At 52.7% G+C, this 22,954-nt stretch carries 23 protein-coding genes and 1 pseudogene; 13 read left to right on the top strand and 11 right to left on the bottom strand.

Translation table 11 applies throughout. The features are described 5' to 3' along the window. Positions 1-337 precede the first annotated feature (337 nt). Together H6585_04095 and H6585_04090 are read left to right on the top strand one after the other, a co-directional pair. On the top strand, positions 338-1,057 hold the full coding sequence (locus tag H6585_04095) for a transglycosylase SLT domain-containing protein (protein ID MCB9447506.1): 720 nt from the start codon (positions 338-340) through the stop codon (positions 1,055-1,057). Between the two features lie 238 nt (positions 1,058-1,295). Beyond that, the gene (locus tag H6585_04090; protein MCB9447505.1) at positions 1,296-1,883 is read left to right on the top strand and encodes a CPBP family intramembrane metalloprotease; all 588 of its coding nucleotides are present in this window, start codon (positions 1,296-1,298) and stop codon (positions 1,881-1,883) included. 10 nt (positions 1,884-1,893) lie between these two features. Here the strand turns inward: H6585_04090 and H6585_04085 are convergent, their stop codons facing one another. Then, positions 1,894-2,904, bottom strand: coding sequence for a peptidoglycan DD-metalloendopeptidase family protein (locus tag H6585_04085; protein ID MCB9447504.1), 1,011 nt, complete (start codon positions 2,902-2,904; stop codon positions 1,894-1,896). 159 nt (positions 2,905-3,063) lie between these two features. Between H6585_04085 and H6585_04080 the strand changes: the two genes are divergently transcribed. Together H6585_04080 and H6585_04075 are read left to right on the top strand one after the other, a co-directional pair. Continuing rightward, positions 3,064-3,501, top strand: a complete 438-nt coding sequence (locus H6585_04080; GenBank protein MCB9447503.1) for a hypothetical protein — start codon at positions 3,064-3,066, stop codon at positions 3,499-3,501. Beyond that, entirely contained in the window at positions 3,498-3,884 is a 387-nt protein-coding gene (locus tag H6585_04075) for a hypothetical protein (GenBank protein MCB9447502.1), read from the top strand. The genes H6585_04080 and H6585_04075 overlap by 4 nt, the downstream gene beginning before the upstream one ends. Positions 3,885-3,887: 3 nt before the next feature. Here H6585_04075 and H6585_04070 read toward each other — a convergent pair whose 3' ends face one another. From H6585_04070 to H6585_04060, 3 genes are read right to left on the bottom strand one after another with little or no spacing between them, the layout of a single operon-like run. Continuing rightward, positions 3,888-4,478, bottom strand: coding sequence for a nitroreductase (locus H6585_04070; protein ID MCB9447501.1), 591 nt, complete (start codon positions 4,476-4,478; stop codon positions 3,888-3,890). After that, complete coding sequence (locus H6585_04065; protein ID MCB9447500.1) at positions 4,475-5,041, bottom strand: thioredoxin family protein; 567 nt, start codon at positions 5,039-5,041, stop codon at positions 4,475-4,477. Before H6585_04065 ends, H6585_04070 begins: the two co-directional genes overlap by 4 nt. A 2-nt stretch (positions 5,042-5,043) precedes the next feature. Continuing rightward, complete coding sequence (locus H6585_04060) at positions 5,044-5,325, bottom strand: ATP-dependent Clp protease adaptor ClpS (protein MCB9447499.1); 282 nt, start codon at positions 5,323-5,325, stop codon at positions 5,044-5,046. 58 nt (positions 5,326-5,383) lie between these two features. Here H6585_04060 and H6585_04055 point away from each other — a divergent pair, with 58 nt between their 5' ends. From H6585_04055 to H6585_04025, 7 genes are all read left to right on the top strand, one after another. Next, positions 5,384-6,169, top strand: a complete 786-nt coding sequence (locus H6585_04055; GenBank protein ID MCB9447498.1) for an SAM-dependent chlorinase/fluorinase — start codon at positions 5,384-5,386, stop codon at positions 6,167-6,169. Next, on the top strand, positions 6,166-6,927 hold the full coding sequence (locus H6585_04050; protein MCB9447497.1) for an outer membrane lipoprotein-sorting protein: 762 nt from the start codon (positions 6,166-6,168) through the stop codon (positions 6,925-6,927). Before H6585_04055 ends, H6585_04050 begins: the two co-directional genes overlap by 4 nt. Positions 6,928-6,929: 2 nt before the next feature. Beyond that, positions 6,930-8,144, top strand: coding sequence for an ABC transporter permease (locus tag H6585_04045; protein MCB9447496.1), 1,215 nt, complete (start codon positions 6,930-6,932; stop codon positions 8,142-8,144). After that, a complete protein-coding gene (locus H6585_04040) occupies positions 8,141-9,358 on the top strand; it encodes an ABC transporter permease (GenBank protein MCB9447495.1) in 1,218 nt (405 codons plus the stop codon). The genes H6585_04045 and H6585_04040 overlap by 4 nt, the downstream gene beginning before the upstream one ends. Before the next feature lie 5 nt (positions 9,359-9,363). Continuing rightward, positions 9,364-10,047 (top strand): ABC transporter ATP-binding protein, encoded by a 684-nt coding sequence (locus H6585_04035; protein MCB9447494.1) that lies wholly within the window; start codon positions 9,364-9,366, stop codon positions 10,045-10,047. A 58-nt stretch (positions 10,048-10,105) separates the two neighbouring features. Next, complete coding sequence (locus H6585_04030) at positions 10,106-11,269, top strand: hypothetical protein (protein MCB9447493.1); 1,164 nt, start codon at positions 10,106-10,108, stop codon at positions 11,267-11,269. Between the two features lie 72 nt (positions 11,270-11,341). After that, positions 11,342-11,875, top strand: a complete 534-nt coding sequence (locus H6585_04025) for an SRPBCC family protein (GenBank protein ID MCB9447492.1) — start codon at positions 11,342-11,344, stop codon at positions 11,873-11,875. On the opposite strand, the gene H6585_04020 is transcribed toward H6585_04025, so the two are convergent. From H6585_04020 to H6585_04000, 5 genes and pseudogenes are all read right to left on the bottom strand, one after another. Further along, positions 11,872-14,058 carry a T9SS type A sorting domain-containing protein gene (locus H6585_04020; GenBank protein ID MCB9447491.1) on the bottom strand — a complete coding sequence of 729 codons (2,187 nt, stop codon included), beginning with the start codon at positions 14,056-14,058 and terminating at the stop codon, positions 11,872-11,874. The two genes, H6585_04025 and H6585_04020, sit on opposite strands and share 4 nt — an antisense overlap. 15 nt (positions 14,059-14,073) lie before the next feature. Beyond that, positions 14,074-14,922, bottom strand: coding sequence for a hypothetical protein (locus tag H6585_04015; protein MCB9447490.1), 849 nt, complete (start codon positions 14,920-14,922; stop codon positions 14,074-14,076). An 87-nt stretch (positions 14,923-15,009) separates the two neighbouring features. Next, positions 15,010-16,149, bottom strand: coding sequence for a hypothetical protein (locus H6585_04010; protein ID MCB9447489.1), 1,140 nt, complete (start codon positions 16,147-16,149; stop codon positions 15,010-15,012). Between the two features lie 40 nt (positions 16,150-16,189). After that, a complete protein-coding gene (locus H6585_04005; GenBank protein ID MCB9447488.1) occupies positions 16,190-16,846 on the bottom strand; it encodes an NAD(P)-binding domain-containing protein in 657 nt (218 codons plus the stop codon). A gap of 48 nt (positions 16,847-16,894) precedes the next feature. Further along, a pseudogene (locus H6585_04000) lies at positions 16,895-17,020 on the bottom strand (NAD(P)-binding domain-containing protein). Between the two features lie 180 nt (positions 17,021-17,200). Between H6585_04000 and H6585_03995 the strand changes: the two are divergent. After that, complete coding sequence (locus H6585_03995) at positions 17,201-17,671, top strand: hypothetical protein (GenBank protein ID MCB9447487.1); 471 nt, start codon at positions 17,201-17,203, stop codon at positions 17,669-17,671. Positions 17,672-17,722: 51 nt separating this feature from the next. Then, positions 17,723-18,229 carry a hypothetical protein gene (locus H6585_03990; protein MCB9447486.1) on the top strand — a complete coding sequence of 169 codons (507 nt, stop codon included), beginning with the start codon at positions 17,723-17,725 and terminating at the stop codon, positions 18,227-18,229. 76 nt (positions 18,230-18,305) lie between these two features. On the opposite strand, the gene H6585_03985 is transcribed toward H6585_03990, so the two are convergent. Both H6585_03985 and H6585_03980 read right to left on the bottom strand, forming a co-directional pair. Further along, positions 18,306-19,340 carry a nucleoid-associated protein gene (locus tag H6585_03985; GenBank protein ID MCB9447485.1) on the bottom strand — a complete coding sequence of 345 codons (1,035 nt, stop codon included), beginning with the start codon at positions 19,338-19,340 and terminating at the stop codon, positions 18,306-18,308. Positions 19,341-19,390: 50 nt separating this feature from the next. After that, positions 19,391-22,849: a methylmalonyl-CoA mutase family protein gene (locus H6585_03980; GenBank protein MCB9447484.1), complete on the bottom strand. Its 3,459-nt coding sequence runs from the start codon at positions 22,847-22,849 to the stop codon at positions 19,391-19,393. Positions 22,850-22,954 lie beyond the last annotated feature (105 nt).

Below are 22,954 nucleotides of genomic sequence, written 5' to 3'. Positions count from 1 at the left end.
ATGGGAAAAGATGAAACAGACAGAGATCGACAAACACCTGATTCGAAATCCACTGGATCTGGCAGGCAAAACCATAGAAGTCAGAAAATCATCCAGCTTCTATCAACGCCTGCTGAACCTATCGGATGAAATCGGCGGCAAGATCAACATTGTGGAAAGTCCGGGCGAACTGTCCCAGGAAGAGCTCATCAGACTTGTAGCCTTGGGTGAAATAGACATGACCGTTGCTGATGAGAACGTGGCGCTCATCAACAACACCTACTATCCCGACATCGATGTAGCCACCCCCATTTCCTTTCCCCAACGAATCGCCTGGGCCGTATCCAAAAGCTCCCCCATGTTGTTGCAGGAACTCAACCGGTGGCTCCATCAAACCAAGCGCAAACCAGCCTACTACACCCTGTACCGCAAATATTTTCTGAGTCCCAAGGCCTCGTCCGAACGCATGAACAGTGAATACTCTTCCCTGTCGGGAGGGAAAATCTCCGCTTTCGATGACGACATACGGAAATTCAGTCAACGCATTGATTGGGACTGGCGGCTTCTGGCAGCACAGATCTACCAGGAATCACACTTCAACCCGGAAGCACGCTCATGGGCAGGCGCATATGGCCTTACCCAGCTGATGCCGGGCACAGCCAGGCAGATGGGATTTGATACCATCACCACCGCGTCTCAAAGCATAGAGGCAGGCGTAAAACTCATCGAAAAACTCGACAACTACTGGCAGACATATGTGGAAGACAAAGACGAACGCATCAAATTCATCCTGGCATCCTACAACGTCGGACTCGGCCATGTGGTGGATGCCAGACAATTGGCCATCAAGAACCATTACAATCCGAATGTATGGTTCGGGCAGGTCGACAAATTCCTTATACTAAAATCGCAACCCAAATACTTCAAGGATCCTGTAGTCAAATACGGCTACTGCCGGGGTGACGAACCTGTCAAATATGTGCAAGACATCCTGAACCGATATGAACACTACTGTAACAACATCGGTCAGACAGAACCGGAGATTCATTCGCACAACTTTGCACAAACACCCCGTTAGCGAAGAATGTCCGGCTGCTCTTTGTCAATGGTTATCGGTCAATGATCGGAGGTTATTTGACACGACCAAAGGGAGCTATTTACCGCAAAGCATATTTACAGCGCAGCGAATTTACGTGACCGAAGGGAACTATTGACCATTGACAAACAACCATCCTCCATTTCTTCCCATTCACACATTTGAATGCACCATTCGGCAAAATCAACCCTGCGTTTCTGCCAGAAACCTATACTTTTGAATGCGATTTACATTGATGAACAAGAAAGCCCTACTTCTACTCGCCCTTTTCACCCTCATCGGATTTTCACTGATTGGGGTACTTGTCATGTACATTTTTCATCCATCCAAATTGGAATTGATCCTGGATCACGGCATGCCATGGCATCTGCAAATTCTGATCGGACTGGCATATGGCACACTCACGGGATGGACGGCAAGGTCATTGATCGCCAGTGATTTCATGACACCGGTACGTGAAAAATACGCGGGCCTGCTAGGCAACATCAGCCTCAGCCCTGTGGAGATCATTTTTATTTCACTCTGTGCCGGCATAGGTGAGGAAATGTTGTTCAGGGCGGCATTGCAACCCCTTTTGGGACTGTGGTTCACCAGCATCCTGTTCGTGGCACTTCACGGATACCTGTCGCCCAATGACCTGCGCCTCTCCGCCTACGGCGTAGCCCTCACAGTGGTGATCGCCGGCATCGGCGTATTGTTCATCACCTGTGGCATCATCACGGCCATGGTATCCCATGCGATGATTGACATCATTCTGCTCTTCATGATGGATGACGAAGCGGACACACCCCGGCATTCAACGGAATAATCAAGAAAGATCATGAGGCATCGCTCACGCGCAACTTCCTTCCCACATGCAGGACGGTGTTGCGCCGGATGCCGTTGAGTTCGCACAACCTGCTGATGGACATCCCGTATCGCTTGGCAATGTTGTAGAGACAATCGCCCCTTCTGATCACATGGTACGTCACACCGGTGGGATACGCACTGTAGTACCATCCGTGATAGTGCAACACCACCGAATCACTGATCAGTTTGTTTTCCCGTAACGATATCACATGGGCGGGATTGATGGGTTTGCCCTTATAGCGCATTTCAAAATGAAGATGACTGCCGGTAGAATGCCCTGAACTTCCGCCCAGACCGATTACCTGTCCCGCATGAACGGTATCACCTTCGGACACCTTGAAACGATGCAGGTGCCCATAAAAAGTCTCCAAGCCATTGTAGTGACGGATAACCACGAGCCTGCCGAACCCACCGTCGGTATGTGCTATTCTTACCACACCATCAAATGCGGCATGTACCGGGTCCCACACATGCAGATCGATATCGACCCCATTGTGGTTCCGACCATCGCGGTATCCGTACTTCGAGGTGAGGGTGCCCACAATGGGAGGAACAAACTGCTGGCTATCGGTCAATAGCACGATGCTTACCGTGGTATCATGTTTCGACAACTCATCCGGGTAAGGGTGTGTTTCCTTTGTATCCCAGTTATGATATATATGATCGGCAGGATAGGGTTCCGGCTCAGAAGCACCGACTGTCAATCGCTTTGAAAAATGGGAAAGACTGGCCAGAATGGTGGGGCTTATGTAAGATTGATCCAGCAATGAATCCACGAGGTGAATCATATCCGCTTCATCGAGGCTGCTAAGACGCAGCAACAGTTCCTTGTGCTGGTTGCGGACTGTGGTATCTGCAGCCCATACTTCCACCGAGTCCTTTCCCTCACCCCATTCAGATCCGGGATGATTTCCTGCCAAGGTAGCACCAGGTGCAAGAATCACAAGGGCTACAAACAGCCCCAACCTAATATATCTCATGGGTAGTGTCATATCAGAGGCAGAACAGCAACTGATTTTATATGAAGGAACCCAAAAATAGGGATTGCATCAGTTGTTTCCTATATATGTCCTCAAAACCAACGACCTGTTTTAGATCAATGGCCCGATTCCCTCTACGAAGATGAAATTTAACTATATTTGAAGAACCGCATGGAACAGGGGAACATCATCAAGACAGGCAAGGGGAAAGCAACGATGCTGAAGAATGGCATCATCCTCGTTGAAACCGATGACAACCTGGTGCTGGAGGTTGAAGATGCGAAGGAATTCACCTCAGCCGTTGAAAAACTGGCAAAAGGCAACAAATGCCTGCTCATTACCAACCCGGGCAAGAACACCACCGCCGGTCCTGAAGTCAGAAAATATGCCGCCTCGGAAGAAGCCAACCGGCACATCAGGGCAAGGGCCATCATCACCCAATCGTTCGCGCAGGAATTGATGGCCAATTTCTTCCTGAGGTTCAATGCACAGATCATTCCCACCAAATTATTTCACCACAGGGAAAAGGCCATCAAATGGCTACTCGGATTATCGGATAAAAAGCCACAAGTATCGTTGCAAAAGTCTAAAAAATGAAAGGCACCGAAAGCACCATCCAAACCCCGTTCGGCACGATCAGCCAGTCTGGTAACCTGTTGATCGCAGACCTGAAGCCGGATCAGTATCTGAACCTTGAAGCCACACGCAACATCCTGGATGCCCTTGACCGCCTGGCCGAAGGCAAACGCTTTCCACTTTTATCGGTTGTCGGAAAAAACACGATTGCCGACCCTGAATCAAGGCAGTATGTTGCAGATACGGTTAGAAAGGATGCCATTTCAAAACATGCTGCGGTCGTAACCACATTCGGTCAGCAACTGATAGGAAACTTCTTTGTGGCCTTTAACAAACCCATCGTTCCGACAAAGATATTCAGCAACCGGGAGTCTGCATTGGAATGGCTGCAAACGGAAGACTAAAGCTTACCCTTCCGAAATCCATTTGGTGAAAGTATCCACCGGTCTTCGTTGACTTTCGGGCCATGCCTCGTTCGGGTACCCCAGATACAGAAACCCCAGGCAACGATCACGTTCACCGAGTTCCAGGAAAGCCTTCATTTCCTCTGTATAGGTCAAACCACCCGAGCTCCAATAACTTCCGATGCCATATGCCGTGGCCATCAGCATGATGTTCTGAACCGCACAGGCAACTGCTTCCACCTCCTCTATCTCAGGTATCTTCTCTTCCGGCTGGCGTTGCATGCATATCGCTATCACAACCGTGGCCCGCAAGGGACGATCTCTCAGCTGCTCCCATTTGGCCTTCACAAACCTGGAACCTTCATTCAGTCTTTCATAGGTTTGTGCCTGAACCCCAGACAGCCTTTTCACACCGTCACCCTCAAACACGATGAATCGCCAGGGTTGTGTCATTCCATGCGTGGGCGCCCATCGGGCTACATCCAGCAGTTTTTCAACAATCTCACGATGCACCTTTCTGGAGGAAAAACTTTCCGGCTTGATGGTTCTCCGTTCTCTGATCAGGCTGCTGATCTCACTCAAATTGAATTTCATACTCGTACTTGCTTCCATTTGATGCTACAACCCAGGCTGGGAACCTGGGCATCACTTACCGGTTTTCCGGCCAACATACAATCCACCGCATGCCTGAGATCCGCAGCATCCGATACCACGTCGTTACCCGGTCTGGAACCATCCATGCGGCCCCGATACACGCAGCGGAGTTCATGATCGAATATGCTGAAATCCGGCGTACAAACAGCTTGGTAGGCCCGTGCCACCTCCTGGGTTTCATCAAACAGATAAGGAAAGGGAAAATCCATCGATTGCGCAAGGCCGCGCATCTTGTCAGGGGCATCTTCAGGATAATGTACCACATCATTGGAACTGATGGCAATACATTGCACCCCTTTGCCGAGATAATCACGACCGAATTCCACCAGTGCTGGCAAGACATGTTTCACGTAAGGGCAATGGTTGCAAATGAACATCACAACCGTGGCCTTATCACCCCGCAATTCTTTCAACCCTACATTTTGACCGGACCTAACATCCGGCAATGTAAAATCGGGTGCTTCAAATCCCAACGGAATCTGGGTGGTCTCTGCTGCCGGCATGATCAGGATTGTTCAAGCACGGCATCAATGCCCCTGTCAACCAATGCCTCACACATGGGCTTCAGCTTTCGCTTCTCGCCTTCCTTGACGGTAGCCTGGCCTTTGTGATGAATCAGTATCGCGCATTGTTCCGCCTGAACAGGATCATGGTTACAAACCTCAACCAGCGACTCGATGACCCAATCGAATGTATTCACATCATCATTGAATACAACCAACCTCGGGCCGGTCAGGGTTTCTTCCAACAACCCAACATCTTCAAGTGTTTCGGTTCTTTGTGCCATAACAATTTGAATGTTTCCATACAAAGTTAACTAATTTTGAGGTGGATATCCGATTCCGATGAAACACATCCCCACATCCTCATCAACACCTGTTGCCTTGCTAACCGATTTTGGAACAGGCGACTGGTATGTGGGCGTGATGAAGTCGTGCATGCTAAAGAAAGTTCCGGGTCTTACCTTCATCGATATCAATCATTCCATCCCTCCTCAGGATATCCGGGCCGCCGGCTTCGTCTTCTGGAATGCGTTCCCTTACCTTCCCTCCGGATGTATTGCACTGCTGGTGGTGGATCCCGGGGTGGGAAGCAACCGCAGAATACTCATCTCCAGGATCGGCGAGGTTACCGTTGTTTACCCCGACAACGGCATCTTGAATTTTGTCCTGGCAGAACAGGAAAATGCAAAGCACTTTGTCGCACCCACCTCCTACCCTGTGCCCCATGGCCCCACATTTCACGGACGCGATGTGTTTGCGCCCACCGTATGCCGCATCCTCCTGGAGCCGGACGTATCCGATTGGGCCGAACCAACCGACCTCCCAACCCCCATCAATCCTTTTGCAACCGGTGAACAGGGTCAGGTGATTTATGTCGATCATTTCGGCAACCTCATCACCAACCTAAGGCTCAAATCTGCACCCGCAAGAAACCTGGGCATAGGCAACCAGATCATCCCCTTTGCTTCCACCTTTGCGGAGGTCCCGGAAGGCACCCCACTCGCTTATATCGGAAGCAGCGGACTGGTGGAAATAGCCATCAGAAACGGGCATGCGGCAAATACATTCGCATCCCTCAACAACAACCAACCACCAATAGGAATGGAATGTGTAATATTGTCATCATGATACGGCAGCATTGCAAACCCATCTTTCTTGCGATCGCCCTGATCGCATGCACCCAATCACTGATCGCGCAAAACGACCCCAAGGAGATCATCCGCAAAGCGGAAGATAAACTCAAGGGAACCACCAGTCAGGCCGAAATGACCATGACCGTAGTGAGGCCCAAGTGGGACCGGACCATCTCCCTGAAGACATGGTCGAAAGGTCAGGAACTGGCCATGATCCTGATCACAGGACCGGCCAGGGACAAAGGCACCGCCTTCCTCAAAAAAGGCAAAGAGGTATGGAACTGGCAACCCACCATCGAACGCATCATCAAACTCCCCCCATCCATGATGATGCAATCCTGGATGGGCAGTGACTTCACCAACGATGACCTGGTGAAAGAATCGTCTACCATTCACGATTACAACCACGCCCTTGGCAAAGACACGGTCATTGCAGACAGGAAATGCTGGACCATCGTTCTTACACCCAAAGAAGATGCTCCGGTGGTTTGGGGCAAGGTGGTCATGTGGGTTGACCAGAAAGATTACATGCAGATGAGGGCGGCCTTTTATGATGAAGATGGATTTCTTGTAAACACCATGCAGGCTTCCGACATCGGTGACCTCGGTGGCAAAGTTTTACCCCGCACCATGGAAATGACACCCGTTGACAAACCGGGAAACAAAACAATCATTCACTACCAATCCCTGGTGTTCGATCAACCCATCGACGACAACTTCTTTACGGTGGGTCAGCTTAAAAGTCTTCGCTGAACATGGTCCGGAAGCTGGCATGGAGAAACCTCTGGCGGAATCGCAGAAGATCCGTCATCACCCTTGTTTCCGTTGCCCTTGCTGTAATCCTTTCTTCGCTCATGATGAGCATCAAGAACGGTGTTTATGCCAACATGATCGAATCGCTCATGGGTTCGTTCACCGGCTACATTCAACTGCATGCGAAAGGGTATTGGGAGGAAAAAAATCTGGATGAAAGCCTTGAACTCACCGATTCACTAAAGGCAAGCCTTAACAACCGCAACGAACTGAACGGTTTCCTTCCACGCATTGAAACCGGTGTGTTGGCAGCCTCCGGGAACCAAACCAAGTTTTCCATGCTGGTGGGAATGGATCCGGAAGCAGAAGACCGGAATGCACACCTGAGCGAACGCGTTTCAACCGGCTCATACCTTACGCCCGACGACAAGGCCGTGCTTGTTGGTGCCGGACTGGCCGAATACCTCAAACTGGATGCAGGCGACACCATCGTACTGCTCAGCCAGGGCTACCACGGTTCCAATGCAGCTGGCAAGTATCCGGTCAAAGGCATCATTCATTTCGGTTCCCCTGAACTCAGCAAACAACTGGTGATCCTGCCGCTGAAGGAAGCACAATGGCTGCTCGATATGCCGGAACGCATGACCTCCCTCATCCTTATCCCCAAAAAACCCGGCCATGCGGATGTGATCGCCAGCCATCTCAATGAATCAGCCGGACCGGGTTATGAAGTCCTTTCCTGGCAAACCATGAACCCTTCCCTGGTGCGCATGATGGCCACTGACAAAGTGGAAGGCTATGTGTTCATGTCGGTGCTGTACCTGATCATTTCATTCGGACTTTTCGGAACCATGCTCATGATGCTGGCCGAACGCCGCCATGAATTCGGGGTGCTGGTGGCCATGGGCATGCGCCGGGGTATGCTGGCGCGAATGGTATGGATTGAACTGTGCATGCTGTCGCTGCTGGGTGCCGTGATAGGCATCGCCGGCGCCTTTCCCGTGTGCGCCTGGTTTCACTACCACCCGATCTCCCTTGGCGATCAGCTCAAAGACATGGTGGAAGAATACGGTATGGAGGCGGTTATGCAGGCCAGCATGAACCCGCTGATTTTCGCAGGTCAGGCGGTTGTGGTATTGATCGTTGCCACCATCATCGCCTGTTATCCGCTGGTCAAGCTGCAATGGCTGAATGCCATCAAATCGATGCGGGCATGAGGATGATCATTCGCATATCGTGGCTGAATGTATGGCGGCAAAGGGTACGCAGCCTGGTGGTGATCACCGCCATTTCACTCGGCCTGTGGGCAGGACTGTTCATTTCCGCATTCGTGAGGGGCATGATGGAGCAGAAGATCCAGAACGTGATTGACCTGGAGCTTGCCGATGTACAGGCCCACAAACCCGGATTCCGCGACGAATACCTGTCGGACATGACGCTCCCGGATGCAGCTCAGATTTCTGCAAAACTTCGGGATGATAAAAGGGTGCGGGCCGTTACCGAGCGCGTACTGGTGAACGCCATGGTGGCCAGCAGCAACCACTCCGGCGGCGCAAGGGTCATGGGCGTTGACCGTGAAGACGAAATGAAGGTGTCTATCGCCGGCGCTCACATGAAAGCAGGTTCATTCCTTGAAGGTGAACACCGCAATCCCATTGTGATCAGCGCCCGAACCGCCGAGAAATACAAAGTAGACCTGCGATCCAAACTGGTACTCACCTTCCAGGATGTGAACCGCGAAATGACCCACGTGGCGTTCAGGGTGTGCGGCATCTACGACAGCGGCAATCCCATGTTTGACGAAGCACACATCTACGTGAACAAATCCGATCTGCAAAACCATTTGTCCATCGGAAACAACATCCACGAGATAGCCGCCATCATGTACGACCACAACCAGGCCGAATCCCTGGCCGCCTCCTATGCCGCCGAATTTCCCGGTAGCGAGATCATGGCCTGGCTGGATCTTTCACCCGGCATGCGGTTCATGATCACCGCCATGGACACCTACATGTACATGATCGTGGGCATCATCCTGCTGGCGTTGCTCTTCAGCATCGTGAACACCATGCTGATGGCGGTACTGGAACGGGCCCGGGAACTGGGCATGCTGATGGCCGTGGGAATGACCCGCACCCGTGTGTTCCTGATGATCATGCTGGAAACCATCTTCCTGGGCATGGCCGGAGGTCCCGCCGGGCTGCTGCTGGCGTGGAGCACCATCAGCTGGTTCGGCCGACATGGCCTCAACCTGGGTTCCGGTGCCGCGTATGGCGACTTCGGGTTCTCCAACATCATCTACCCTGCCCTTGATACCCACAGCTACATGGAAGTAACATTCATGGTGCTGACCATGTCTGTTCTCGCTGCGATATATCCCGCATGGAAAGCCTTACAATTGAATCCGATCGAAGCCATCCGCCAAACCTGACAACCATGGAAATCATCACCACCCAACACCTCACCAAAACATACGACGAAGGTCCCGTGCCTGTACACGCGGTCAACGACGTATCGCTCAGCATCAGCGAAGGCGAATTCACGGCCATCGTGGGCCCGTCCGGCAGCGGCAAAACAACGTTGCTCAACCTGCTGGGAGGGTTGGACAAAGCCACATCCGGGTCCGTGATCATCGGCGGAACGCAACTTGAGAATCTCTCGGAAAACGAACTGATCCGGTTCCGGCTGAACAACATCGGCTTCGTGTTCCAGGCTTACAACCTGATACCCGTACTCACCGCCAGGGAGAATGCAGAGTTCACCATGCTGTTGCAAAACCGGCCGAAGAAAGAACGCCAGGAACGGGTGGACGTGCTCCTGAAGGAAGTCGGACTCGAAGACCAGGGTTACAAAGTACCCGGTGCCCTGTCAGGCGGACAGCAACAACGCGTGGCAGTAGCCAGGGCATTGGCCCCGAAACCTCGCTTCGTGCTGGCGGATGAACCCACCGCCAACCTCGACAGCCATTCGGCGGAAAACCTGCTGAACATCATGGCGCGACTGAACAAGGAAGAAAAAACCACCTTTATTTTCTCCACACACGACCAACGCGTGATCGACCAGGCCAGACGGGTGATCACCCTGGTGGATGGGAAAGTGGTGTCAGATGAAGTGAGATAGCATAACAGCAAGAGCAAGAGCAAGAGTAAGAGCAACAGTGAAACCCTGGCATATGATAATGAGCAAGCGATTCGTGTACGTACTCACACTGGTTTGCTGCATGGGTATAGCCCGGGCGGATGACAGCGTACCCGATTTCGAGTGGCAGCTCAACGGATATGTAAAAGACCTGGTCACCACGAGCTTTCTTCATCCCGCCAACGGACTACCCACCGACAACCTGATCCACAACCGCATCAACTTCAAAGGCTACTGGAAATCCAAACTTACCGGTGCACTTGAAATTCGCAACCGGCTGTTCACAGGATACTCGGTAAAGAACTTCCAGGGATTTGTCGATTATGTTGACAACGAGCTGCCGAACACCGTGGACATGTCGGCCACGCTGGACAAGTCACCGGATGTGATCGCACAGTCCAGGATCGACAGGCTGTATATCGACTGGCGCAGGAACAAGTTCGAACTCACCGCCGGCAGACAGCGCATCAACTGGGGCATTGCGCTGGCATGGAATCCGAACGACATATTCAACGCCTATTCCTTCTTCGATTTTGACTACGAGGAACGGCCCGGCAGCGATGCCATCCGGGTTCAATACCAATACGGTACGTCATCAGGACTGGAGGCTGCCGTGCGAACATGGGTCAAGGGTGACGGTCCCGCAGCCGCCTGCCGGTGGAAGTTCAACCTCAAAGGATACGATTTCCAGGTGATCACCGGCACGATCAACCAATACGCGGTATGGGGAGGCGGTTGGGCAGGCAACATCAAAACTTCCGGCTTCAAGGGAGAATTCAGCTTTTTTCACCCCCTGGTAAGCGACACCGTTCACACATTTTCCGCATCCGCCACGTGCATGTGGGACTATACCCTTCCCAAGGGCCAATACATCACCCTGGGCGTATTGTACCAGAACCAAGGCCTCTCCGGCGCAAGCAACCTGAACCTGCTCAACTTCAATGTATCCGCACAAAGCCTCTCCCCCTTCCAGTTCACGGCGATGGGGCAGATGATGTTTCCGGTAACACCCCTCATCAATGCCGGCGGAGCCCTGATGTACAGTCCGGCCGGAAACACACTCTTCCTCAATCCCACCTTTTCATGGTCGGTAAAAGAGAACATCGACCTCAGCCTGGTGGGACAATGGCTGTATGTAAAATGGAATGAAAAATACCGGTCCGGAGCCAAATATATGTTCCTCCGAATGAAGTGGAATTTTTAGAGAAATCGCCCGGAAATTAAGGCAGTTCAAGGTCAGCTCCCTATCTTTGCGCCGCGTCCTAACCCAATCTGAATGCAACTGCTCAATAGGCTGATCACCGGTACATTGATATTGGGGATCATTTTCTTGTCAGCTTCCATCGTATCTCCCTCGGAATCGGTCATCGAAGAATCTGTGGTGATACACGCGCCCGCACCTGTGGTGTTCGAGCAGGTGAATGTACTTCGCAGTTGGGAGAATTGGTCGGAATGGAAAAACCTGGACACGGCGGTCTTTGATCGCGGGTACAGCGGACAGGCACGCGGCGTGGGATGCACCCATGAATGGGCCAGCTCAGACCCGCGCGTTGGGCACGGCAGAACAGAGATCACCGAAAGTGAACCTTACGAATGGTTGAAGATGGATATCCGCATGGGACCTGTCAGCGGTGAATCCACCTGGCATTTTCAGAGCGACGTAGACAGCGTATTTGTATCATGGAAGACCAGGGTTCCACTGAACTTCACCCAGCGCATCTGGCCGGGATGGTTCCTGACGGATGCTTCTGAACCGTACTTCATCGCAAGCCTGAAAAACCTGAAGGCTTACACTGAATCGCTGCGTTAATCGGCCAGGTGCACAAACCGCGACCGCACCTGCTTACCATTCTTTTCCATCACCGCCACATACAAACCGGAAGACATACCTGTTAAAGACAATTCCGTACTTCCCTTCACGAGCATGCGATCCGTTACGCATCTTCCCACCGCGGAATAAATCCGCAGAGACACGCCATCCTCCTGGGTATACAGCGTCAGATGGTCATCGGCGGGATTGGGATATACGGATACGCCCCAACCGTTGTCCAGGGATTGAACATAGGTAGAAGACTCAACGACCTCCAGCACATGCGGGTCATCAAAACGATACTTGCCGTCATTGTCAACCGCTTTGGCAAGCACGACTTCATAGCCGGTTGTATCGGGCACCCAATTCATGGAATAGGGCGCGGTGCTGTCGGCGCCGAGCAGGCGGTAACCGGCGAAGAATTCCACATAGGCTACAGCGCCGTCGGGATCGGATGCGGAGGCGCTGATCGTTACCGGCTGCCCTTTTACCACCTGCGTCATGGTTGCGGGAGCGGTGAGGGAAACCACGGGTTCGTTGCCGCACTTGCCGGTGAGCACACACAGGGCGTCGTACTTGGGTGCGTTTGACAGGTTGTTCGGATCGCTCAGGTAGTTGATATCCTCGGTGGCACCCCAGCATCCGTAGCGACTCACATTTCCGGCCAGCACAAAATAATTGGCCAGGTCATTGGTGCCCACGGGGGCATTCCCGTTGGCCGTTGCGGAGAACCAGTTATCTGCGTAATTGTGGATCACGGCAGTTTTCACTTCCGGGATGCGGTTGGCGGTGATGCGGTTGGCCAGGTTGGATGTATTGCCGCCGCCGTTGTCCGGACCTCCCTCGTACTGCAGGTGCACCAGTCCCCACTGATCGGCCAGTTCGGCCAGCGTCTTGATGGCATCCACATTGGCGTCGCTGTTGGACGACATCAGGCTCACGATCTGCTGCGGGGTATCGGATGAACCGAAACCGCCGTCGTTGAAATAGGGCGCGGATGCAATGCCATAGATGTAGTTTTTTGGTGGGCCGTAGGTGGTGTTGATCCAGTCGAGCACATCGGTATACCAGGGCAGCCATCCGCCGATCTGCCATGCGAACACGGGCCGGATGCGGGCGCGGGCGGATACCTTATCGCACATCACCTGTTCGAAGATCTCCCCGAAACGGATCACGCGTTTGGCGGTACGTCTTGCCCTGCGGCGGTCATCATATTGCGTGCTGTTGCGGATGTCGGCATCTTCGGGTGCATTCAGCACCGCATCGTAGTTGTATTGGTATTGCGGAAAACTTCCGTTCCACACTTCGTTGCTGTACTCGATGTAGATATTCACATCGGGCCTGAGCCGGTCTTTCATCAGGTTGGCCAGTGCGGTCACATACGCATCATCGGCGGCAACGGGGATGTTGATCCAGATGTCGCGGCCGAAATAGTTGGACAGTGCGATGACGTATTCCCAGGGCATGGCGTTGTTGTAACGTGGATCCGACATCTGCTGGCGTTGAGACCAGGTGGTGGTGGCCGGGTAGGTCGGGTTGTTGGCGGATACGTTGGTTTTTAGGTAGTCCATGAACCGGATGCACTGGAAGGGACTGAGTGCATTCAGGAATGCGGTGCGAAAATACTGCGGACTCCAATGCGGAATACCGGGCCGCGTCAGCCGGATGTTTTTGAGGCCGGGGCCGTTGCCGGAATTGGTTTGACTGAAGTTCACCATCAGGAAACCGTAGTTGCCGAGGGTGCCCTGGCTGGAGCCACCGCCGGGCGGAAAGGATATGTCCAGCTCGGTCATATTGGTGTTGGCATCGTGGGTCTGGTTCAGGAACTGGATGGGGGCATCGCTCCAGGAGGACAAGGTGGCGGTACCTACAAAAGACAGGTGATAAGTTCCGCTCACATCCACATTGAAACGTGCGGGATCATCGGTGGGCGGGTTCCATGCGCCAAATGGCCGGTGGTCAAAAAACAGCAAGCGGAAATCTTCCGTGGGCCATCCCTGTGCATCGGTGGTGGCGTTGCCTCCGTTGGCGATGCTTTCCCACGCGTTTGCGGTGGGTGTGACGCTGGGCAGTTCGAGGGCAAATCCCCCTGCGGATCCGAGTCCTACGCCCATTTTCCCCGGAAATGGCTGCGCAAGCGCGCTGCCTCCCAGGAATACCAGGAGAAGTAAATAGGGTTTCAATGGTTACGGGTTTGGTTACTCAACCAATATAACCAAATATTTGGAAGAGGACCAGAATTTCTGCACGTCGGTGATCACCAGCTTATCCACCTTTCCGTCGCCTTCCCATTTGTAAGTGCCTTCCGGGTGGTTGGTGATGAGTTTGGCGGTTTTCACATAGAGCGGGATCTCGGGAAGATCGCGCACATCCACCTTTCTGAAATAGTCGCGGTTGAAATCCGACACCAGTTTTTCCATGCGGCCCAGCCCGATGAATCCACCTTCTTTGGTGAGCACACCGTTTTCTTTAAGTTCCTTGTAGGTGCCGTAAGCATACCACGCTGTATTGATCTCGGTATCCTTGTCGGCCAGGTCCTGGATGCGGTTGTTGTATTCCTTGAACAGATTCTCCAGCTGGTCATTTACGCGGAACAGTTCCTGCTGAAGCTTGGCGATCTCCGCATCTTTGTGCTGCAGCTGTTCCACCAGCATATCAATGCGTTTGTTGAGTTCGGCAATGTTGAGTTTTGATTTCTTGAGGGAAGCGTTGAGGGAGTTGAGCTTCTCTTTGTTCTTCAGCATCAGGTCCTGGATCAGCTGGATATCCTGTACGATCTGTTCCTGTTGTGACAGCTGGAGTTCAGGATCCTTTCCCTTTCCTGTCAGCACCTGTTCCTTCTCCTTGATAGTAGACAGGTTCATTTCAATTTCATTCATGGCCCCGAAATACTCATTCAGGGTAGAGTCTTTCGCCTCACCTTCGCGGATCAGTTCGAGGTTTCTCATTTTCAGGGCTTCCATTTCCGGGTTCACGGCGTCGCCGGATTCATCGGCACATGATGCAAGTCCCACAGCTATGATTGCAAAGAAAAAGATCCGTTTCATGTAAGCGAGGTTTTCAGGTTTGGTGTTACGAAATTAAGAAATCCATTTCCAGTCTGTTCAACTTTTGGTAAAATGACGGCACATTCTTCACGATGCACTGTTTTCCTTCCTCCCTGTCAGACGCAACAGGAACCTTTCCGCGCCTTTCATCACCTGGTAAGAAAACCAGTCGAAAGCCATGGTTACCCAACGGAAACGCGTCTTTGTTGAAAGTCTTATTTCCACCGATCGATGTTCCAGCAAATCCAGAAAATGATCTTTCCAATCCAACGCCAGTTGCTGGCTTTGCATTTCCACATTCAGCTCCAGGCTGCCAAGATCACTCAGGTTATTGAGGTTATAGGAACCGATGGTAAGCCAGTAATCGTCGGCCATGGCCACCTTGCCATGTACCATGCCGGGCTGGTATTCATACACGCGTATGCCATATTTGAACATCCACCTGTAGAGATACCTTGAAGCTCCTTTCATGAAAGGAATGTCCGATTCGGAGGCCATCAGGAACCGAACATCGGCACCCCTTGCGGCAGCATCCTGGATGCGCTTTTTGATTTTGCGTCCCGGAAGAAAATAGCTGGCGATGATGTACACGTTGTGGCGGGCCATGGTCACGGCTTCCAGGTATGACCTGGAAATCTCCGATCGGCCCCACAACCAGTCGTTGCGACGTATCCTAACCTCCGCCCGGGGATTTGCCACCAACCAGTTATCTCCTTTCATCCGGCGCAGTGTCAGGTGTTTTTTGGCGAACAAGGCTTCACAAAAGGCATGTGCATCCTGTGCGATGCCTCCTTTCACCAGCACGGCATAATCAAGCCAGGGAGCCGCACCCAGGCCCATGTATTTATCGGCCACATTGATGCCTCCCACAAGGAGTATTTCGTGGTCGGCCACCACCACTTTATGGTGAAGCCTCCTGCCCGATTGCCAGCGTTTACCGAAGCGCCACCGCCCGAACTCCCTGAAATGAATCCCTGCAGCTGCCGCCCGGTGGCCGAATTTTCGCTGGAAATCGGAAGACCCGAACGCATCCACCACCACATACACATTCACACCCCGGTAGGCGGCTTTTTCCAGTGCGGTGAAGATCAGGTTGCCGGTTTGATCCCCGGCAAAAATGTAGTACTGAACATGCAGCACGCGGCGTGCTTCCGAGATGATCTGCTGAAGCGCCGCAAAATAATCCGGACCGTCGCTGATGACCCGGATATGAGATGAATCCGTCAATGCAGAACAGCGGTTGTTCCCGAAGTATGGCGTACCAACATCAGGATCGGATCAGGCGGAAGGCGTGGTTCCATTGGTTGCGGGTGATGCCCGGGATGCACCACAGCATGCACAGGGGCTCGATGGCACGGGCCGCTTCAACGGCACCCATGTCTGCCGGATCGTGGCCGAACTGTTCCAGGAGTTGTGACACCTGTTGCTTGGCTTTGTCATCATTTCCACAAATGAACATGGTGGGCTTTCCTTCCGGGAAAGAAGGGTTCACCATAAAAGCATTGCCGATGCAACTGAAGGCTTTAACAAACCGTACCGCGGGAAAGCGCGACTGGAGATCTTCCATCTGGGACTTATCAAGGGACGTGTAGAACGGAAGTACGCCGTTTACCGGTGCACCGTCTGCAATCGGGTTGGTGGTGTCGATCACAATCTTGCCTTTCAGGTTGGCGGCACCCGCCAGTTCCAACGCAGAAACAGCGTCATTGCCTTTCACCGAGAGGACGATGCATTCGGCGAAAGATGCCGTTTCCGCGAATGTTCCCACTTTCTTTTCCAAAGGCACCCGTTTCTGTTCAGGATTCAGTTCAGAACTCTGAGCCGCTAACGCTTTTCTGAGATCTGCTTCGTATTTTTTCCTTCTCTCTCTAGCCCTTTCAATCCTTTTCTTAGCGGATTCTCCCTTAATGAATACTGGACCCATATCCTCAGATATGGCATCTACTTCTTGTTCCCTAAAAATCGGTGTCTTCAACCATTCCGACAATTTGGACGGGTCCCGGGTGCCCATCATCACTTCATAACCGTGTTTAAGGAAACCATCCGCCAGCACACGGCCGACGATTCCTGATCCGAGGATACCTACTTTTTTGAACATATGATTCTATTTGAACATGTGAAAATGTGACGATTTGAAAATGGCGACCATGTCACCAAGACAAATATACACGACTTAAAATCGGGTTCAAGTTGATATTTGATTACCAAACCGACTGTTAATAAAAGTTACTTTCATTATGTAAAGTCAATATGAACCCTATCTTTACGAAACATCATTATGGATGCGATCATTACACGGGTTCATGCCTTTGAAAGGTGCACTTTGTCGTTCGACGGGGATGTGCTCACCCTTGAGCCCATAGGTGAGGTGGTGGCTGGACCGGACGACAGCAAGATGCTGCTGGAGGTGGCCGCCATGATCACAGGGAATCAACCGCATTACGTACTTGCAGACCTGAGGAATGTGATCATCCACACCACGGTCGACAGCCGTGAGCGGATCGCCGCCCATCCTTTCAACAACCAGAAACTGGCGTATGCGTTTGTGGTGGACTCCACCGCCCAGCGTTTGCTGATCCGGTTCATGGTTAACTTCTACGACCTGAAAGTACCCGTGAAATTATTCTGCACCAAAGAAGAGGCGCTGGCCTGGATCATGGAACTGAAAATCCGGAACCGGCAAGACAAGGCACATGCAGATCACCTTAACGCAGATTCTCTCGTAACAGAAGAACTGGTCGCCCACTGACGTACGTCATTCCGCACCAAATCTCAGCCGGTACTTTTGCAGAAAAAACCGATGAAAAAGTTCCTGCGGATTTTTCTGGCACTGCTTCTCCTTCTCGTTGCATTCCTGTTCTGGTACAAATGGCATTTCTCCATGGACCGGGTGAGTGCCTGGCAAAAGGGGAATCCTCAGTCCACGGGTCGCGTCCTGATCGCCACCCAGGGGAGTGACTTTAAAGATGCCGTTACCGGTCAGTTGGCAGACACCCTGGCCAAGGGCGGCTATTTTGTGCAGGTGGCGGATGTGGACACGCTTCCATCCATCAACCCCGCAGAATGGGACGCCATCGCCATCCTGCACACGTGGGAATTGTGGCAGCCACCGAAGGTCATCGCAGGATATTTCGACTCACATCCGCCCATGGAAAAGCTGGTGGTGCTTACCACCTCTGGCGACAGCCATTACCACATCGATGGTGTGGATGCCATCACATGCGCCAGCCTGATGGAGGATGCGCCGCAGAAAGCAGATGAAATGTACCGGCGAATCGAAGAGATATTGACGAAGGACAAGCGTTGATCGCTCCCGCAATTCAACACTGATACAAGTTGTGGCGTAACTACGGCACAACAACTCCATCCATCCGATTCAGAAATCAAGTCTCCTGATTGTAGTAGATCTTGTAGAACTTCCTTCCCCCGTCATCGGTGCCCCGTTCGATCATGTTGCGGTTGCCATGGATGTAGATATGGAAGTTCTTGTCGAGCTTCAGTACACTCTTGAAGATCCGGGCCTGTTTTTTCACTGCCTGGGGTGAGATGGCAAAACCTTCGGGAATCTGCAAAGCATTTTCCTGTTCGTAAAAATCCTTGAAGTTTTTGAATGACTCCATCACGCTGGGATCTCCGAATACGGTGGCACCGAATGTCTCCCCGTCCAGCTGATCATTCTCTTTCAGGTAGCTGATGGAACGGTTGAGGAAGGTGGCTTGGTCGGCCCTGTCCACCTCAAACTCTTCGGTTAGCTTGTCGCTAACAAACGCCTTGGTGAGGTTCATGAAATTGGCGGTATCGTGGTAGTTGTCGACCGCAGGAACCAGGTTCAGGAAATCATCTTTCCAATAGACACCTCCCGACAGGCGGCTGGTTTTATCGAGCTGGCAAACCCTGAAGCCTTCTTCACCTTTCATGTTGAAAATCAGGCATACCTTTTCCGGTTTCTGCAGGTTGATGCCCGCAGCGAAACCGAGGTGGTAGTTATCACCGTCTTCTGTCAGCTGAAGGAAATCCTCGTTGTGTTCCACCTTGAAGATCGCCACCAGGTCGGTTGCCTCCCCGTCGAGACGCACATCACGCAGGTGCGCCACCACCAGGTCGCCAGCGGGTATGGATACGTGCACAGCCTTTTCATAATGGTGTTTGGCAATGTCACACGACATCTCGTGTAATTTGGCCGGGTTCTTAAAAATGGTAGATACCGCTTTGGCGATGGGGTTCGTCACCGGTTCACGGAACACAAAATATTCGGGATTGTTGAACGGTGATATCAGGTATCTCTTGATAAGGCTTTGCAGGTGCTCATCCTTAACGGGTATCGATTCTTCGGAGAGCATCAATACTTCTCCTTCGGTCTGGTTGCCTACGCGATGGGCGGAAAGATTGGTAACAAGGGCATCTTCCAGGTAAATCATACATCAGGGGTTTTATAAAAACGGACGGCAAATATACACATTCGCTCAGGCTACATGTTCCGTCGGTACTGACCGCCCACTTCGAACAGGGCGGATGTCACCTGACCGATGCTGCATTGCTTGCAGGCTTCCATGAGGCTTTCGAAAATGTTTTTGTTTTCCAGGGCGGTCCGTTGCACGTTCTGCAGCAGGGCATCGGCACCGGCGGCATTTGCTTCCTGCAGTGCATTCACTGTGCTGATCTGTTGTTGCTTTTCTTCTTCCGTGGCACGAATCACTTCGCCCGGTGTGATGGTGGGAGATCCTTCGCTGCTGAGGAATGTATTCACACCGATCAGTGGAAGTTCGCCGGTATGTTTGAGGGTTTCATAGTACAGACTTTCTTCCTGGATCTTACCGCGCTGGTACATGGTTTCCATGGCACCCAATACGCCACCGCGTTCGGTGATGCGATCGAACTCAGACATCACAGCTTCTTCCACCAGGTCGGTCAGCTCTTCAATAATGAAGCTGCCCTGCATCGGGTTCTCGTTCTTGGCGAGGCCGAGTTCATGGTTGATGATGAGCTGGATGGCCATGGCCCTGCGCACGCTTTCTTCGGTGGGGGTTGTGATGGCCTCGTCGTATGCATTTGTGTGCAGGCTGTTGCAGTTGTCGTAAATGGCATACAACGCCTGCAGTGTTGTGCGGATATCGTTGAATGCGATCTCCTGGGCATGCAGGGAGCGTCCGCTGGTCTGGATATGGTATTTCAGTTTCTGGCTGCGTTCATCCGCACCGTAGCGATCGCGCATGGCTTTCGCCCAGATGCGGCGCGCCACCCGTCCGATCACGGCATATTCCGCATCCACCCCGTTGCTGAAGAAGAAACTCAGGTTGGGTGCAAATGCATTGATGTCCATGCCCCGACTCAGGTAGTACTCCACATAGGTGAACCCGTTGGCGAGTGTGAATGCGAGCTGACTGATGGGGTTGGCGCCTGCTTCCGCGATGTGGTAACCGCTGATCGAAACCGAATAGAAATTGCGCACGCGCCGGTCGATGAAGTAGGCCTGCACATCGCCCATCAGGCGCAGGGCGAATTCGGTGGAAAAGATGCAGGTATTCTGTGCCTGGTCCTCTTTCAGGATGTCGGCCTGCACGGTTCCGCGCACCGATGTAAGCGCCTGTTCCTTGCACGCTTCATACACATCCGCAGGCAATACCTGGTCGCCGGTTACGCCGAGCAGCAGCAGTCCGAGTCCGTCATTTCCTTCCGGCAGACTTCCTTCCACACAATCTTTCAGATGAGCGGGCAGATCGCGTTTTGGGTTGCCGGCACCATGATAGGTCGGTCGAAACTTTCCCTTGAACAGGGAAGTGATCTTTTTCCGGACATCATCCACCAGGTTGTTTTCAAGGATGTACTTTTCGCATTGCTGATCAACGGCGGCATTGAGGAAAAACGCCAGCATCATGGGGGCCGGACCGTTGATCGTCATGGAAACGCTGGTCTTCGGATCGCACAGGTCGAAACCGCTGTAAAGCTTTTTGGCATCATCGAGACAGCAGATGCTCACGCCCGAGTTGCCGATTTTCCCGTACACATCGGGGCGCTCACCGGGGTCGCGGCCGTAGAGTGTCACGCTGTCGAACGCTGTCGACAAGCGTTTGGCCGGCATGCCGAGGCTCACGTAGTGGAATCGTTTGTTGGTACGTTCCGGACAACCTTCACCGGCGAACATGCGGGTGGGGTCTTCTCCTTCGCGTTTGAACGGAAATACACCGGCGGTATAGGGAAACTCGCCCGGTACGTTCTCCTGCAACTGCCATCTGAGCACGTCGCCCCAGGATTCATAGCGCGGAAGGCTCACCTTGGGGATGCGCGTATGCGACAGGGTGCCGGAAGAAGTTTTCACAGTCACATCCTTGTCGCGCACCTTATAGGTATAGGTATCGCCGCTATACATATCGATCTTTTGCGGCCAGCTGCGAAGCAACTCCATGTTCTTCACATCCAGTTTCCGCAGGTACTGTTCGTATTCTTTCCTCAGGTCAGACAGGGAACCTTCGCCTTTGGGCAGTTCCGACTTCTCCATCGGTTTGAGTCCGGATGTATCGCCGGACAAAACCTGCATGGCCGTCGCCAGTCCGTAAAGCTTTCTTGACACATCCTTCTGCGCTTCCGTCCACTCGTTGTACTTGCGCACCGTATCGCTGATCTCGCTCAGGTAGCGGATGCGCGCCGGCGGGATCACATAGATCTTTTCACTTTCTCCCTTCTCCTCCTTGAAATGGGTATCGAGGGGTGCGCCTGTTACGGATGCCAGTCGCTTCATGAGGTGCATGTAAAGCACATTGGTACCCGGGTCATTGAACTGACTGGCAATGGTACCGAATACGGGCACCTTGGCATCTTCCAGGTCAAACAGCTGGCGGTTGCGTTTGTATTGTTTCTTCACATCGCGGAGGGCATCGCTGGCGCCGCGCTTGTCGAATTTGTTCAGGGCGATGAGGTCGGCGAAATCGAGCATGTCGATCTTTTCCAGCTGGGATGCGGCGCCGTATTCGGGCGTCATCACATACAGGCTCACGTTGCAATGGTCCACGATCTCTGTATCGCTTTGTCCGATGCCGGATGTTTCCAGCAGCACGAGGTCGAAGGCTGCGGCTTTCAGGATATCCACTGCTTCCTTCACATGCTGACTGAGGGCCAGGTTGCTTTGGCGGGTGGCCAGGGAACGCATGTAGCACCGCTTGTTGAAGATGCTGTTCATGCGGATGCGATCGCCGAGGAGGGCACCACCGGTTTTCCTTTTGGAAGGATCCACCGAAATGATGCCGATGGTTTTATCAGGGAAATCGATCAGGAAACGGCGAACGATCTCATCCACGAGTGAACTTTTTCCGGCGCCACCTGTGCCGGTGATGCCGAGTACGGGCACCTTGGATTCGGAGGCTTGTACGGATACCTGGTCAAGGATCGCCCGATGGTTTTCGGGGTAGTTCTCGGCTGCAGATATGAGACGTGCAATGTCGATGGGACGTTGGTCTGACAGGCGTTTGGCTTCGCCGTTGAGGTTGATGCCGGTTGCAAAATCGCATTTGGCAAGCAGGTCATTGATCATGCCCTGGAGTCCGAGTTCACGGCCATCATCAGGGTGATAAATGCGCGCGATTCCGTATGCCTGTAGTTCTTCGATTTCGGATGGAAGGATGGTTCCGCCGCCGCCGCCGAAAATGCGGATATGGCCGCACCCCTGTTCTTTCAGCAGGTCGTACATGTATTTGAAATACTCCATGTGTCCCCCTTGATAGGAGGTGATGGCGATGGCATTGGCATCTTCCTGGATGGCACAATCGACCACTTCCTGCACGCTGCGGTCGTGACCCAGATGGATCACTTCTGCGCCGGATGCCTGGATGATGCGACGCATGACGTTGATGGCGGCATCATGTCCGTCGAACAAAGAAGCGGCGGTGACGACACGCACTTTATGTTTGACCTTATATGCGGGAGCTTCAATCATATGAAATGACGAATTATGAATGACGAATGACGAATGGTGGAAACAAATCGGGTACCCTGGTCCGTCACGGAACAAGGCAGGAGCGTTTCAGGAAACCGTACCATC

The sequence above is a fragment of the Flavobacteriales bacterium genome (assembly GCA_020635855.1).
Lineage (GTDB): Bacteria > Bacteroidota > Bacteroidia > JACJYZ01 > JACJYZ01 > JACJYZ01.
Note: the sequence above shows the minus strand (reverse complement) of the source record. Positions and strands in the feature narration are given on the sequence as shown.

Coding starts and splice junctions, on each gene's coding strand:
- H6585_04030 (MCB9447493.1), top strand. CDS start 10,106: ATGAGCAAGCGATTCGTGTACGTACTCACACTGGTTTGCTGCATGGGT.
- H6585_04050 (MCB9447497.1), top strand. CDS start 6,166: ATGATACGGCAGCATTGCAAACCCATCTTTCTTGCGATCGCCCTGATC.
- H6585_03995 (MCB9447487.1), top strand. CDS start 17,201: ATGGATGCGATCATTACACGGGTTCATGCCTTTGAAAGGTGCACTTTG.
- H6585_04035 (MCB9447494.1), top strand. CDS start 9,364: ATGGAAATCATCACCACCCAACACCTCACCAAAACATACGACGAAGGT.
- H6585_03980 (MCB9447484.1), bottom strand. CDS start 22,849: ATGATTGAAGCTCCCGCATATAAGGTCAAACATAAAGTGCGTGTCGTC.
- H6585_04015 (MCB9447490.1), bottom strand. CDS start 14,922: ATGAAACGGATCTTTTTCTTTGCAATCATAGCTGTGGGACTTGCATCA.
- H6585_04025 (MCB9447492.1), top strand. CDS start 11,342: ATGCAACTGCTCAATAGGCTGATCACCGGTACATTGATATTGGGGATC.
- H6585_04065 (MCB9447500.1), bottom strand. CDS start 5,041: ATGCCGGCAGCAGAGACCACCCAGATTCCGTTGGGATTTGAAGCACCC.
- H6585_04070 (MCB9447501.1), bottom strand. CDS start 4,478: ATGAAATTCAATTTGAGTGAGATCAGCAGCCTGATCAGAGAACGGAGA.
- H6585_04055 (MCB9447498.1), top strand. CDS start 5,384: ATGAAACACATCCCCACATCCTCATCAACACCTGTTGCCTTGCTAACC.
- H6585_04040 (MCB9447495.1), top strand. CDS start 8,141: ATGAGGATGATCATTCGCATATCGTGGCTGAATGTATGGCGGCAAAGG.
- H6585_04060 (MCB9447499.1), bottom strand. CDS start 5,325: ATGGCACAAAGAACCGAAACACTTGAAGATGTTGGGTTGTTGGAAGAA.
- H6585_04085 (MCB9447504.1), bottom strand. CDS start 2,904: ATGAGATATATTAGGTTGGGGCTGTTTGTAGCCCTTGTGATTCTTGCA.
- H6585_03990 (MCB9447486.1), top strand. CDS start 17,723: ATGAAAAAGTTCCTGCGGATTTTTCTGGCACTGCTTCTCCTTCTCGTT.
- H6585_04090 (MCB9447505.1), top strand. CDS start 1,296: ATGCGATTTACATTGATGAACAAGAAAGCCCTACTTCTACTCGCCCTT.
- H6585_04095 (MCB9447506.1), top strand. CDS start 338: ATGTTGTTGCAGGAACTCAACCGGTGGCTCCATCAAACCAAGCGCAAA.
- H6585_04045 (MCB9447496.1), top strand. CDS start 6,930: ATGGTCCGGAAGCTGGCATGGAGAAACCTCTGGCGGAATCGCAGAAGA.
- H6585_04075 (MCB9447502.1), top strand. CDS start 3,498: ATGAAAGGCACCGAAAGCACCATCCAAACCCCGTTCGGCACGATCAGC.
- H6585_04005 (MCB9447488.1), bottom strand. CDS start 16,846: ATGGGTCCAGTATTCATTAAGGGAGAATCCGCTAAGAAAAGGATTGAA.
- H6585_03985 (MCB9447485.1), bottom strand. CDS start 19,340: ATGATTTACCTGGAAGATGCCCTTGTTACCAATCTTTCCGCCCATCGC.